Origin of the sequence: Leucobacter luti (genome assembly GCF_004217175.1) — a bacterium.
Classification (GTDB): Bacteria; Actinomycetota; Actinomycetes; order Actinomycetales; family Microbacteriaceae; genus Leucobacter; species Leucobacter luti.
This window is the reverse complement of record NZ_SHKI01000003.1, coordinates 649,685-662,127: the sequence shown is the minus strand read 5'-3', so window position 1 is coordinate 662,127 and position 12,443 is coordinate 649,685. Positions and strand designations below refer to the sequence as shown.

The window sequence follows — 12,443 nt, the reverse complement described above, 5'->3', positions numbered from 1 at the left end:
CGCACTCACGACGCCAGCTGCTCTCGCCGCTTCGGCTTCCAGCCCGGCCCCGGCACCGCCGCGCGGAGCGCGCGCGTGTACGGGTGGGTCGGGTGCGCGAGCAGCGCGGCGGTGTCGCCCTGATCCACCACGCGCCCGTTTTCCATGACGATCATGCGGTCGGAGATCTGGTTGACCACCGCGAGGTCGTGCGAGATGAAGAGGTAGCTCACCCGACGCTCCGCCTTGATGTCGGCCAGCAGGTTCAGGATCTGCGCCTGGATCGACACGTCGAGCGCGGCGACGGCCTCGTCGAGCACGATCACTTCCGGGTCGGCGGCGAGCGCGCGCGCGATGGCGACGCGCTGCCGCTGGCCCCCGGAGAGCTCGCGCGGGAAGCGGTCGAAGAACCGCTTGGGCAGCCCCACCGCGTCGAGGATGCCCTGCGCGCGGGCGGTTGCGTCGCGCGCACCGGCCCCGTGGAGCCGCAGGTTCGAGGCGATGACGTCCCCGATCCGCTGCCGCCCGTTGAGCGAGGAGTACGGATCCTGGAACACGTACTGCACCTCGCGGGCGCGCGCCCGGCGCTCGCGGAGCGACCTGGGGGCGCGCGTGCGGTCGGTGCCCGAGATCGCGACCGTGCCAGAGGTGACGGTCTCGAGGCCGACGATCATGCGGGCGACCGTGGTTTTGCCAGATCCGGACTCGCCGACGATCGCGAGGCACTCGTCGCGGTGGAGATCGAAGCTGACCCCGTCGACGGCGAGCACGCCCTCGCCCTTCGTGCCGCGGGGTGCGGGGAACCGCTTTGAGAGCTCGGTGACGCGCACGAGCGGCGCGCCCGGTTCGAGCGGCAGGCCCGGTTCGAGCGGGGCGCTGGCCGGGGCGCCCGGGGCCCCCGACGCAGCCGACGCAGCCGACGCGGCCGGCGGGGTGGTGGGAGTCGTGCTCACAGCGCGGCCCTCGCTTTCAGCTCCTGGTGGAATTCAAGGTTGTACTCGAGCACCGGGAGCCGGTCGAGCCGCTCCTCGATGCTGGGGCGAGCGCCCAGCAGCTCGATCGTGTATGGGTGAGTGGGCGCGTCGTAGACGTGCGCGCCCTGCTCCACGATCTCGCCCGCGTACATCACGGCGAGCCGGTCGCAGCAGGCGTTCGCGAGTTCGAGGTCGTGCGTGATGAACAGCAGGGCGAGGCCGCGGGCGCGGCGCTGTTCGTCGAGGATCGCCATCACGTCCGACTGGGCGGTCACGTCGAGCGCGGTGGTGGGCTCGTCGGCGAGGATGAGCTGCGGCTCGGCGAGGAGCACGCTCGCGATCATGACGCGCTGGAGCAGCCCGCCCGAGAGCTCGTGCGGGTACTGGCTCAGCCGGCGTTCGGGGTGCCGCACCCCCACCTCGTCGAGGATCTGCACGGCGCGCCGCTCCACGTCGGCGCGCGGCAGCCCTCGATCGCGCACGAGGGCCTCGGTGAGGAAGTCCCCCACCGTGTGCACGGGGTTCACGTGAGCGCGCGGGTCTTGGAAGATCATGCCGACGTCGCGTGCCCGGTACTGGCGCAGGCGCTCGCGCCCCATGCCGAGCACCGACTCCCCGTCGAAGCGGATCTCCCCGAGGGTCTTGAACCCGGTGGCGAGCATCCGCATGACCGCACGGGTGGTGAGCGATTTGCCCGATCCAGATTCGCCGACGAGGCCGAGCGCCTCGCCGCGGTCGAGCGTGAGGCTCACCCCGCTGAGCAGGTCGAGGTTGCGATACTTCGTGACGAGGCTGGCGTGCAGATCCTCGATTTCGAGCAGTGGTGCGCTCATCTGAAGCTCCTGGTGTTCGAGGCGAGACGGTCGCCGATGACGGTGATGCTCCACACGATCAGCACGATCGCAAGGCCGGCAAAGATTGCCTCGTTCGCCTGCCCGCGGAGCAGTGAGTCGAAGCCACTCTTCACCATGAGTCCGAGGTCCGCGGTGGGCGGCTGCACGCCGAGGCCGAGGAACGACACGGCTGCGAGGTCGATCACGGCGAAGCCGAGCGACGAGACCGCCTGCGCGACCACGATCGGCTGCACGTTCGGGAGGATCTGTGTGAGGCTGACCCCCACGCCGGACTGGCCCTGGAGCCAGGCGGCCTGCACGTAGGGCATGCCGCGCTCGCGGAGCGCCGCCCCGCGCACCACGCGGGCGACGTACGGGATGTACCCGATCGAGAGGCCGACGACCACGGTGGGCAGGTTTGGACCGAAGATCGCGACGGCGATGAGCGCGAACACGATGCCGGGCACCGAGAACAGCACGTCGAGGATCCACGAGATCGCGGTGTCCACGCGGCCGCGGTTCCAGGCCGCGATCAGCGCGAGCGTGGTGCCCACCACCGTGGCGATGAGGATCACGAGCGTGGGCCCGAGCAGCGTGATCCGCGCGCCGTACATGAGGCGCGAGAGCAGGTCCCGCCCGAGCGCGTCGGCGCCGAGGAGGTGCTGCGCGCTCGGTCCGGAGAGCGCGGCGAGCAGGTCGGGGTAGTCGGGATCGTACGGCGCGAGCCACGGGGCGAGCAGCGCGGCGACCACGAACACGGTGAGCACCGCGGCGGCGACGATGCCGGTGGGGCCGAGCTTGCGTCCGAGGAGCGTGAGCCGCCCGGGATCCTGACTGGCGGCGCGCCGCAGCGCGATCTGAGTGGTGCTCGGTGCGGTCATTGCTTACTCCCCAGCTGGATGCGCGGATCGATGATCGTGTACAGGAAGTCGACGACGGCGTTGATGACCACGAACGCGACGACGAGCACGAGAATCACCGCCTGCACCACGGCGAAGTCGCGCTGCAGGATCGCGCGCACCAGCAGCGAGCCGAGCCCGTCGAGCGCGAACACGTTCTCGATCACCACGGCGCCGGCGATGAGCGTGGCGATCGTGAGGCCGAGCACGGTGGTGATCGGGATCAGCGCGTTGCGCAGGATGTGCCGCCGGATGATGATCCGGGGCCGCAGGCCGCGGGCGACCGCGGTCTGCACGTGCTCGCGCCCCTCCTCCTCGAGCACCGAAGCCCGGGTGATGCGGGCCTGGTACGCGGTGCTCGCGACGGCGAGCGCCGCGGCCGGAAGGATCAGGTGCACGAGGGTGTCGAAGCCCCCGCTCCCGCTCCCGTTCGTGGGGAACCACCCGAGCCCCACCGCGAAGACGCTGATGAGGGCCACACCGATGACGAACGCCGGGGTGGCGAGGCCGAGGGTGGCGAGCGTCGTAACGACCTGGTCCACCCAGCCGCCCTTGAGCGAGCCGAGCAGCCCGAGCCCGATCCCGACCACCGCGATGATCAGGGTGGCGAGCGCGATGAGCGCGACGGTGGTGCCGATGCGCCCGCCGATGAGATCGGCGACTGGCTGGCGGTAGACCACCGAGTCACCGAGGTCGCCGCGGAACAGGTCGCCGATCCACGCGAAATAGCGCACGAAGAACGGGTCGTCGAGGTGGTACTGGGCAGTGACCCGAGCGATCTGCTCGGGGGTCCCGCCCCGGGGCCCGAGCACGAAGCTCAGCGGGCTCCCGGGGGCGAGATACAGCATGCCGAAGACCACGAATGAGGTCACGAGCAGGACGAGCACGAGGCTGCCCGACCTGCGGAGCAGGAACGAGGGGATCGACACGCGTTACTCCACGCCCCCGATGGTGGCCGCCCACGGGTACCCGAGGTAGGCCGAGGACGCGGTGGCGCCCGAGATCGCGTTGTTCTGCACCAGGATCACGGGCAGATCACCCATGGGGAGCCAGGGCAGGTCGCGCGTGATCTTCTCCTGCGCCGCGATCGTGTACTCGGCGCGCTCGACCGGGTCGAGCGTCTTCCGTGCGTCGGCGAGCTCTTTGGCGGCGCCGTCGTACTTGATGAAGTTGTTCGTGCTCTCCGGCATGAACGTCGTGTACACGTCGAGCGGGTCGGTCACGTTGCCGTAGTAGGTGGTGAAGAACCCGTCGAGGCCCTCGCGCGCCTTCGGGTCGAAGTAGAGGTTGCCGAACTGCTCGACCGGGATCACCTTGGTCTCGATCGTGAGGCCGATCGCCTGGCCGGCCGCCTGGATCAGGTTCGCGGTCTGCTCGTGCACTGCGGAGGAGCCCTGCACGCCGAGCACGATCGGTGCGGACACGTCGCCGGCCTCAGCTAGCAGCGCCTTCGCCTTCTCGATGTCCGGCTTGATCTCGTAGCTGTCGAACGCCTCCTGGAACAGCGCGCCGGCCTCGTCGTCGGCGTAGTACGCCGGACCCGTGAGCACGGGCGACGGGATCGCCGCGCCCTGGAACACGACGTCGGCGATGGCGCGGCTGTCGATCGCGGCGAGCAGCGCCTCGCGCACCTTCGGGTTCGAGAACGTGCCGGTCTCCTGGATCGCGCGAAGCGACCAGAAAATGTAGGACTTGCCGAAGGTGATGCTCGCGTCGCTGTCTTCCAGCTGGCCGAGGCCGGCGGGCGGGAGGTAGAAGAACTGGCCGTCAACGTCGCCGGTGCGCAGCGCGTTGACCGCCGTCGACTCGTCGGCGATGAAGCTGAATGAGAGCTTCTCAACCTTGGGGATCAGCGTCTCGTCCCAGTAGTTCTCGTTCTTCACGAGCGTGATCGCCTTGCCCGGCTCCCAGCTGTCGAGCTTGAACGGGCCCGTGCACATCATGCCGCCCTTGGGCGTGCCGAACTGCTCACCGGCGGCCTCTGCTGCCGCCTGCTGCACAATGGCGCCGGCGGCGCTCGACATTCCCTGCGCGAAGAGGGCGTCTGGCTGGGTGAGCGTCACCGTGACCTGGTTCTCGCCGGTTTCTTCGACCGAGGCAACGTTCTGGAAGTAGTCGGTCCAGTAGCTCGCGGTGTCCGGGCCGACCTGGCGGCCGAGCGAGTAGACCACGTCTGCCGCGGTGAGCGGTGAGCCGTCCCAGAACGTGACGTCCGAGCGCAGCGTGTAGACGTAGGTAGTGTCGTTCGGGGACTCGACCTTCTCGGCGAGCGCGTTCTCGATCGACAGGTCCGGGGTGATCCGCGTGAGCCCCTCGCAGGTGTTTGAGTCGACCGTGTTCTCCGCGTAGTTGAACGAGAGCATCGGGTCGAGCGACATTGGCTCGTACGGCAGGTTCCAGGTCACCTCGGCGACGGGGTTCGTGCCGGGCTCCGTGGTGGTGGCGAGACTCGCGGTGTCGATGTTGAACTGCGCCGCGGCGGCCTCACCTCCCCCGCCCGACGCGCCGCCGCTCGAGCAGGCGGTGAGGGCGAGCGCTGCGGCGGCGAGCGCGCCGGTCAGCATCAATGGTCGTTTCGTCACGGGGACTCCTTTGTTCCGAGGTGTGGGTCGTGCGGGTCGTGCAAGTCGTAATGGTCGTGCGTGTCGTGCGTGTCGTGCGCTGAGAATCGGTCGGATGGGACGCCAGGACAGCGCCCAGGCACGGGGCCGTGCCTGGGCGCTCCGCGGTGGCGCGCTAGCCGGTGATGTCCGCGCCGGCGCGCCGCACCCTGACCGGCGCCGGTCGGTCGACGACGAGCTGCGCCAGGTTTTCTGCCGCGAACTCAAGCCGGGTCTCGGCCGCTGGTCCGGCCCACTCGGCGAGGTCCGGGACCCCGAGCATTGCGCCGCCCGCGGTCGTGGCGATCCGGAACACGCGCTCGAGCTCGGCGTCGGTCATCGCCCCGGTGCGGTACGCGAGCAGGTGGGCGCGGTCGACCATGCTGCCGGTGCCGAACGGGCTCCAGGTGTCGCGCACGCCGTCGGAGCCCGCGACGAGGCGCACCCCGTGCCGCTCGAAGCGGTCGATGTTTGGCACCGGGTCGGGGCCGAGCGCGCAGCTCGCGATCCAGATCCCGGCCTCGGCCACCCGGTCGAGCGTGTCGCCGAGGCTCGGCAGCGTTTCGTCGCACAGCGCGAATGCGTGGCCGATCGTGACGCGCCCCTGCCGCCCACCGGCAATGGTGCGCGCCGCGATCTCGCGGATCTCGGCGAGGCCCTCCTCGCCGCCGTCGTGCAGGTGGATGTCGATATCGCGCCCGGCCCGATCCGCGAGCCCGAACACTGCGTCAAGATGGCCGTGCAGGTCACCCTCGACACCGATCGGGTCGATGCCGCCCACGAGGTCGGCCCCGGCACCGAGCGAGGCGGCCATGAGGTCGAGCGTGCCCGGGTTGGTGAGCAGGCCGAACTGCGGGAACGCGACGATCTGCACGGTGAGGTGCGGGGCGAGGCGCTCGGCCGCGGCGCGCACGCCCTCGATGTTGCGGAGCCCAAGCTCGGTGGAGACGTCCACGTGGGCCCGCATTCCAAGCGTCCCGTTGCGGAGCGCGTTCGAGAGCAGCGCGTACGCACGCTCCTCGGTGCTCGATGCGAAGTCGAACTGCGAGTCGCGATCGTTCGCGATGAGTTCTTCGAGCGTGTGCGCCGGGCGGCGCGAGAGCCAGGGCTCCCCCCAGCTCGTCTTATCCGGGTGGATGTGGCTGTCAACGAAGCCCGGGGTGGCGAGCAGCGGGAGGTTCGGTGGCACCGTCATGTGAGGCCTTTCTCAAATGGGCCGCCAGCGCATTCCCCGGGTCGGGATAGCGCGAAGCAACTCGTCAGACATATGATAACCATACAACCTCTCAAATCTGCAAGGATGTGCTTGTGCAACCAATTCACCGGCGTTCACTGGTCGACACCGTCGTCGACGAGCTCAAGCGCGAAATATCCGACGGCCGCTGGACGATCGGTGACCGGATCCCGTCCGAAGCAGAACTCACCGCCGCGCTCGGCGTGAGCCGCCCCTCGGTGCGCGAGGCCGTGCGCGCGCTCGTGCAGCTCGGGCTCCTTGAAACCCGCCAGGGCGACGGCACCTATCTCATCGCCACCGACCCCACGCAGGTGGCGCTGCGGCGCGCCATCCACTCGGCCGACAGCCTCGAAGTGATCCGCGTGCGCCGGGCCCTCGACGCGCTCGCCGCCCGGGAGGCCGCCGAGTTCCGCACCGACGCGCAGCTCACCGAGCTCGCCGCCCGGCTCCGCGAGCGCGCCGCGGCGATCGCTTCTGGCGACACCGAGGCGTTCGCAGACGCCGACGTGGCGTACCACCTGGGGATCGCCGTCGCCTCGGGCAACGCGCTGCTCGCCGACATCTACTCGAGCTTCGACACCTCGCTGCGCGAATCGGTCTCGGACGCCTCCTGCCTCGCGCAGCGCAGCGACCCCGACCGGGCAGACATGCACGACTCGCTCTTCCAGGCGATCGCTGCCCAGGATCCAGACCGCGCGGCAGCAGCGGCGCTCGGCGTGCTCGAGCAGCAGCAGGAGCGCCTCCTCGATGAACGCGGCTGAGCGCCGGCGCGGCGCCTCGGCCGGAATCCTGCTGCTCGCGATCGGTCTGAGCGTTCGCTTCCCGATCACCTCGGTGTCGCCGCTGCTCAGCGACATCGGTGCCGCGTACGCACTCCCCGCGAGCGGGCTCGCGGTGCTGAGCTCGCTCCCCGTGCTCATGTTCGGCCTCGCATCGCCGTTCGCGCCGGTGCTCGTGCGCCGGCTCGGGCTCTCACGCGCAATCACGGTCCTCCTCGCGCTGCTCGCCCTCGCCACGCTGCTGCGCCCGCTCTCGGCACCGCTGCTCTTCGCCGGCGTGGTGCTCGGCGGCGCAACGATCGCGCTGCTCGGTATCCTCGCCCCGCAGGTGATCCGGCAGGCGCTCCCCGAGCGCGGCGGGTTCTGGACGGGCGTCTACACCACGTCGTTCGGCGTGAGCGCGGCTGCGGGGGCGGCCCTCGCCGTGCCGATCCTCCACCTGCTCGGCGACAGCGTCAGCGCGGCACTCATGGTGTGGGGAATCCCGCTGCTCGTCGCCGTGGCGCTCGCGCTCGGCCTCGGCTCCGCGCTCGGTGAGCGCGGCACCCCGGGCGGACACGCACCGGCGCAGCCGTGGACCGCGATCCTTCGGACGCGCGGGATCTGGGCCGTGACCGGGTTCTTCGGCTGCCAGGCACTCATCTACTTCTCGCTCACCGCGTGGCTGCCCACAATCGCGCTCTCCCGCGGCATGACGCCGAGCGAGTCGGGGCTCCTGCTCGCCTGGCTCAGCGTCGCCGGCCTGCCCGCTTCACTCGTGGCGCCCACCCTCGCGGGGCGGCCGCGACTGCGCACCCCGCTCATCGTTGGGGTTGCCCTGCTCTCGATCGTCGGGCTCCTCGGCCTCGCCTACGGCCCGATCGAGTTCGCCCCGCTCGTGGTCGCCCTGCTCGGGATCGCGCAGAGCGGCGCCTTCGGTCTCGCGATCGCGCTCATCGTGTTCACGACCCCGAGCGTTGCGCAGACCGCCACCTTCTCCGCCGTGAGCCAGGGTGTGGGGTACGCGTTCGCCGCAACCGGGCCGCTCCTGCTCGGGCTGTTCGCTGACGCGGGAATCGCCTGGTCCGCGGCGCTCCTGCTGCTCGTGGCCGTGGCCGTGGCAGAGCTGTGCTTCGGCGTCGCGAGCTCGCGCGCATCGCAGCGACCGTAGACTGGGCGCATGCTCGTCTTCGCCGGAATCCTGCTGCTCGTGAACGCCCTGTACAACATCGTGGTGTGGCCCAGATTCTGGACCCGCGTCGCGAAGGACCCGCGTGCACGCGACGAGCAGGGCCGCGCGACCCGCTTCCTCACGGTGCACGCGATCCTGATCGGGATCGCACTGCTGCTCGCGGTGGTGTCCGCCGTCGCCGGCGTCATCGCGCTGCTGCAGGCGTAGTCGCGCCGCCGCTCGCGGCCTCGGGCGCGGAACGGCCCACGCACGGCCAGCGCCCGGGCCAGGGCTGACCGGGGCGGCGCGGAATGCGGGCGGCCCGGAACGCGGGCGGTGCGCAGCTCGCGCCCCCGCCCGCGCAGCCGGGGCTACTCCGCCGCGGAGTCCGCGGCGCTCGCGGTGTCCGCCGCGTCGTCTTCGGCGGCCTCGTCCTCGTCTTCGGGCCTGCCGGCGCGCACGTGCGTTGCCGGCCCGAGGTGGGATGCCCCGCCCTCACCGACCCAGCCGTCGCCGGGCGTGCGCGCGGGGTCTGAGTCGTGATCGGGAACTCTTTGATCTGGGTGCTCGGACATTGTGCCCTCCATCTCCGTCGACGCGCGGCACCGCCGCGCGGGAACCTCTTCCCAGCTTACGCCGCCGAGGCCGAACAGTCACCGGGAATCACGCGCGGCCCGCGCCCAGCAACGCCGGGGCGCGGCGTTTAGGATGGGGGCATGAAGCGGATCCTCACCTACGGCACGTTCGACCTCCTGCACTGGGGTCATATTCGACTGCTGCGGCGCGCACGGGCCCTCGGCGACTACCTCGTTGTGGCCGCCTCGACCGAAGAGTTCAACGCGGGCAAGGGCAAGAAGACCTACCACGACTTCGAGACGCGCAAGAACATGCTGGAGGCCGTCCGCTACGTCGACCTCGTGATCCCCGAGAACGCCTGGGACCAGAAGATCGGTGACGTGCAGAAATACGAGATCGACGCCGTGGTGATGGGCGGCGACTGGGAGGGTGACCCGCGCTTCGAGATCCTCCGCGACTACTGCGAGGTCATCTACCTCGACCGCACGGAGGGTGTCTCCACCACCAAGATCAAGCGCGACCTGGGCGTCAACGCCTAGCGCACGCCGCGCGCACGCGAACGGCCCCCGTCCCAGAGCTGGGGCGGGGGCCGTTCGCGTGTCGCCGCAGCGCGGCTACAGCACCTTCGAGAGGAAGGCCTTGGTGCGCTCCCGCTGCGGGTTCGCGAGCACCTCTGCGGGGACGCCCGACTCGACCACGACGCCGCCGTCCATGAACACCAGCTCGTCGGCCACCTCGCGGGCAAAGCCCATCTCGTGGGTGACCACGATCATCGTCATGCCGCTCTTGGCGAGGCCCTTCATCACGTCGAGCACCTCGCCGACGAGTTCGGGGTCGAGCGCCGAGGTGGGCTCGTCGAACAGCATCAGCTTGGGGTCCATCGCGAGCGCCCGGGCGATCGCGACGCGCTGCTGCTGCCCGCCGGACAGGTGCGCCGGGTAGTAGTCGTGCCGATCCGCGAGGCCCACCCGCGCGAGCAGTTCGAGCGCGCGCGCCTTGAGCGCCGCCTTGTTTCCCTTCTTGAGCAGCGCTGGGGCGAGCATCACGTTTTCGAGCGCCGTCATGTGCGGGAACAGGTTGAAGCGCTGAAACACCATGCCGATGTCACGGCGCTGCTTCGCCGCGTCACGCGGGTGCATCTCGTAGATCTTGTCGCCCTGCTGCCGGTACCCGACGAGCTCGCCGTCGACCGACAGCCGGCCCGCGTTCACGGTCTCGAGGTGGTTGATGCAGCGCAGGAAGGTCGATTTGCCCGAGCCGGAGGGCCCAACGAGGCAGAGCACCTCACCGCGCTTCACCTCGAGCGAGATCGACTTCAGCACGAGGTTGGAGCCGTACGACTTCGAGACGCCCTCGGCGAGCACCATCGGGGTTGCGGTTGCGGTCATGAGGTTCCCCCCGGTCGACGCGACGACGTGCCGTCGTCAGTGAGCTCAGGATCGTCAAGGCCGACCACGCCAACGACGCCGGTCTCGACACTCGGCTTCATGACGTCGGGCCGCTGGGCGACACCCTTGGCGAAGTGCTTCTCCACGTAGTACTGGCCCACCATGAGGATCGACGTGATCACGAGGTACCAGAACGAGGCGACGATGAGCATCGGGACTGGCTGGTACGTGACCGAGGCGATGTCTCGGGTGCGCGTGTACAGCTCAAGGGTGAACGGCACGGCCGTCACGAGCGAGGTGGTCTTCAGCATCGAGATCACCTCGTTGCCGGTGGGTGGGATGATGACGCGCATCGCCTGTGGCAGCACCACGCGGGTCATCGTGTGCCACCAGCCGAGACCGAGGGCAACGGCTGCCTCGTCCTGCCCCTTGTCCACCGAGAGCAGGCCGGCGCGCACGATCTCGGCCATGTAGGCGGCCTCGTTCAGTGCGAGGCCGATCACGGCGAGCGTGAAGTAGCTCAGGAAGTCCTTCGTGGTGATCGTCATGACCGCCTCGGTGAACGGGATCCCGAGCTCGATCGTCTTGTAGACGACCGGCACCATGCCCCAGAACACGAGCTGCACGTACACCGGGGTGCCGCGGAACACCCAGAGGTACACCCAGGCCACGGCCCGCACCACGGGGTTCGGCGAGAGCCGCATGATCGCGAGCACGACGCCGAGGACGACGGCGATGATCATCGAGTACACGGTGAGCTGCAGCGTGTAGCCGATCGCCGAGATGACGCGGGTGTCGAAGAGGTACTTGCCCACTTCGGCCCAGTTGTAGACGGGGCGGTTGAAGGCCGCGTCGTAGATGAAGAGCCCCGCGATAATGACGAGGACGACGGCGAGGACGGTGCGCCACGGGTGGCGCAGCTTAATCGCCTCGATCGCTCGCGGATCGAGCGGGGCCTCGGGCTGCGGGGCGACTCGCCCCGCAGCGCCGGAGGATGCTTCGGACATCTGTCTGCCGTGTCCCCGTTAGTTTTCGCCGGCGTTCACGGTGGCCGCGGTCAGCGCGCCCGACTCGATGCCCGCACCGGTGAGGATCTCAAGGTAGGTGCCGTCGTCGATGAGCGACTGCAGGGCAGCCTCCACGGCCTTCGTGGTGTCGCTGCCCTTCTGCGTGGCGAAGCCGTACGGTGCGGCGTCGAAAACCTCGCCGACGACCTCGATCTGGCCGTCGAGCTTACTCACCGCGTCGCCGGTGACGGGGAGGTCAGCGGAGAACGCGTCGGCCTGACCCTGGACCACGGCGTTCGTGACCTCGGGCTGCCCGTCGAACGGCAGGATCTCGATCGCTTCCTTGCCGGCGTCGGTGCACGCCTTCGTCTTCGCGGGGAGCTCGTCCGTGTGCTGCACGGTGCCGGCCTGCACCGCGACCGTGAGGCCACATGCGTTGTCCGGGTCGACGTCCGAGCCGACCGGCGCGGCCCACAGGCTGCCGGCGTTGAGGAAGTTGACAAAGTCGACCGACTTCTGCCGCTCCACCGTGTCGGTGAACGACGACGATCCCATGTCGAGCGCGCCCTCCTGGATGCGGGGGATGATGCTGTCGAAGCCGAGGATCTCCCACTCGGGCGTGAGGCCCAGCTTCGCGGAGACCGCCTCGGCGAGGTCGACGCCCCAGCCGACCGGGTTGCCGTCGGTGTCCTTGTACTCGTTCGGCGGGTACTCGGCGTCGGTGCCGATGCGCAGCACCCCGGAGTCCTTCAGCTCGGCGGGAAGCAGCGCCACGGCCGCGTCGTCGGCGGTGATGCTCGCCGAGGGGGTCTCCTTGGCCGCGTCGTCCGTCGCGCCGTCGGTGTTCGTGCATCCGGTCAGGGTGAGCAGCGCTGCTGCGGCGAACGCTGGAATCGCGTATCGAATCTTCATTGATCTCTCCTTGGTGAAGCCAGACACGGCTTCGGTGCGGCATGTCGCTCTGAGTGTACTGCCCGCAAGCGGCGGTTCTGTTACAGAGTCTCTACCCGCCTCCATACTGGGA

14 protein-coding genes are annotated in these 12,443 nt (G+C 69.7%); 4 read left to right on the top strand and 10 right to left on the bottom strand.

What is annotated here, in order from left to right; translation table 11 throughout:
* Positions 1–5: 5 nt before the first annotated feature.
* From EV139_RS06135 to EV139_RS06110, 6 genes are all read right to left on the bottom strand, one after another.
* Positions 6–932, bottom strand: coding sequence for an ATP-binding cassette domain-containing protein (locus EV139_RS06135; RefSeq protein ID WP_241988976.1), 927 nt, complete (start codon positions 930–932; stop codon positions 6–8).
* Entirely contained in the window at positions 929–1,786 is an 858-nt protein-coding gene (locus EV139_RS06130) for an ABC transporter ATP-binding protein (RefSeq protein WP_237464583.1), read from the bottom strand. The genes EV139_RS06135 and EV139_RS06130 overlap by 4 nt, the downstream gene beginning before the upstream one ends.
* Entirely contained in the window at positions 1,783–2,667 is an 885-nt protein-coding gene (locus tag EV139_RS06125; protein WP_130453415.1) for an ABC transporter permease, read from the bottom strand. The genes EV139_RS06130 and EV139_RS06125 overlap by 4 nt, the downstream gene beginning before the upstream one ends.
* Entirely contained in the window at positions 2,664–3,614 is a 951-nt protein-coding gene (locus EV139_RS06120; RefSeq protein WP_241988975.1) for an ABC transporter permease, read from the bottom strand. Before EV139_RS06120 ends, EV139_RS06125 begins: the two co-directional genes overlap by 4 nt.
* Before the next feature lie 3 nt (positions 3,615–3,617).
* Positions 3,618–5,267 (bottom strand): ABC transporter substrate-binding protein, encoded by a 1,650-nt coding sequence (locus tag EV139_RS06115; protein ID WP_130453414.1) that lies wholly within the window; start codon positions 5,265–5,267, stop codon positions 3,618–3,620.
* A 154-nt stretch (positions 5,268–5,421) separates the two neighbouring features.
* Positions 5,422–6,480 (bottom strand): amidohydrolase family protein, encoded by a 1,059-nt coding sequence (locus tag EV139_RS06110; protein ID WP_130453413.1) that lies wholly within the window; start codon positions 6,478–6,480, stop codon positions 5,422–5,424.
* A gap of 113 nt (positions 6,481–6,593) precedes the next feature.
* Here EV139_RS06110 and EV139_RS06105 point away from each other — a divergent pair, with 113 nt between their 5' ends.
* From EV139_RS06105 to EV139_RS06095, 3 genes are read left to right on the top strand one after another with little or no spacing between them, the layout of a single operon-like run.
* Positions 6,594–7,280, top strand: coding sequence for a FadR/GntR family transcriptional regulator (locus EV139_RS06105; protein WP_198677468.1), 687 nt, complete (start codon positions 6,594–6,596; stop codon positions 7,278–7,280).
* Positions 7,267–8,448, top strand: coding sequence for an MFS transporter (locus EV139_RS06100; protein WP_130453411.1), 1,182 nt, complete (start codon positions 7,267–7,269; stop codon positions 8,446–8,448). Before EV139_RS06105 ends, EV139_RS06100 begins: the two co-directional genes overlap by 14 nt.
* Positions 8,449–8,457: 9 nt before the next feature.
* On the top strand, positions 8,458–8,676 hold the full coding sequence (locus EV139_RS06095; protein WP_130453410.1) for an SCO4848 family membrane protein: 219 nt from the start codon (positions 8,458–8,460) through the stop codon (positions 8,674–8,676).
* A gap of 143 nt (positions 8,677–8,819) precedes the next feature.
* On the opposite strand, the gene EV139_RS06090 is transcribed toward EV139_RS06095, so the two are convergent.
* Positions 8,820–9,023 carry a hypothetical protein gene (locus EV139_RS06090; protein ID WP_130453409.1) on the bottom strand — a complete coding sequence of 68 codons (204 nt, stop codon included), beginning with the start codon at positions 9,021–9,023 and terminating at the stop codon, positions 8,820–8,822.
* 141 nt (positions 9,024–9,164) lie between these two features.
* On the opposite strand from EV139_RS06090, the gene tagD reads away from it, so the two are divergent.
* The gene (gene tagD / locus EV139_RS06085) at positions 9,165–9,563 is read left to right on the top strand and encodes a glycerol-3-phosphate cytidylyltransferase (RefSeq protein WP_130453408.1); all 399 of its coding nucleotides are present in this window, start codon (positions 9,165–9,167) and stop codon (positions 9,561–9,563) included.
* 75 nt (positions 9,564–9,638) lie between these two features.
* On the opposite strand, the gene EV139_RS06080 is transcribed toward tagD, so the two are convergent.
* The 3 genes from EV139_RS06080 to EV139_RS06070 are packed head-to-tail and all read right to left on the bottom strand — an operon-like array spanning position 9,639 to position 12,331.
* Positions 9,639–10,412: an amino acid ABC transporter ATP-binding protein gene (locus EV139_RS06080; protein WP_130453407.1), complete on the bottom strand. Its 774-nt coding sequence runs from the start codon at positions 10,410–10,412 to the stop codon at positions 9,639–9,641.
* Entirely contained in the window at positions 10,409–11,419 is a 1,011-nt protein-coding gene (locus tag EV139_RS06075; RefSeq protein ID WP_130453406.1) for an amino acid ABC transporter permease, read from the bottom strand. The genes EV139_RS06080 and EV139_RS06075 overlap by 4 nt, the downstream gene beginning before the upstream one ends.
* Before the next feature lie 18 nt (positions 11,420–11,437).
* Positions 11,438–12,331, bottom strand: coding sequence for an ABC transporter substrate-binding protein (locus tag EV139_RS06070; RefSeq protein WP_130453405.1), 894 nt, complete (start codon positions 12,329–12,331; stop codon positions 11,438–11,440).
* Positions 12,332–12,443 lie beyond the last annotated feature (112 nt).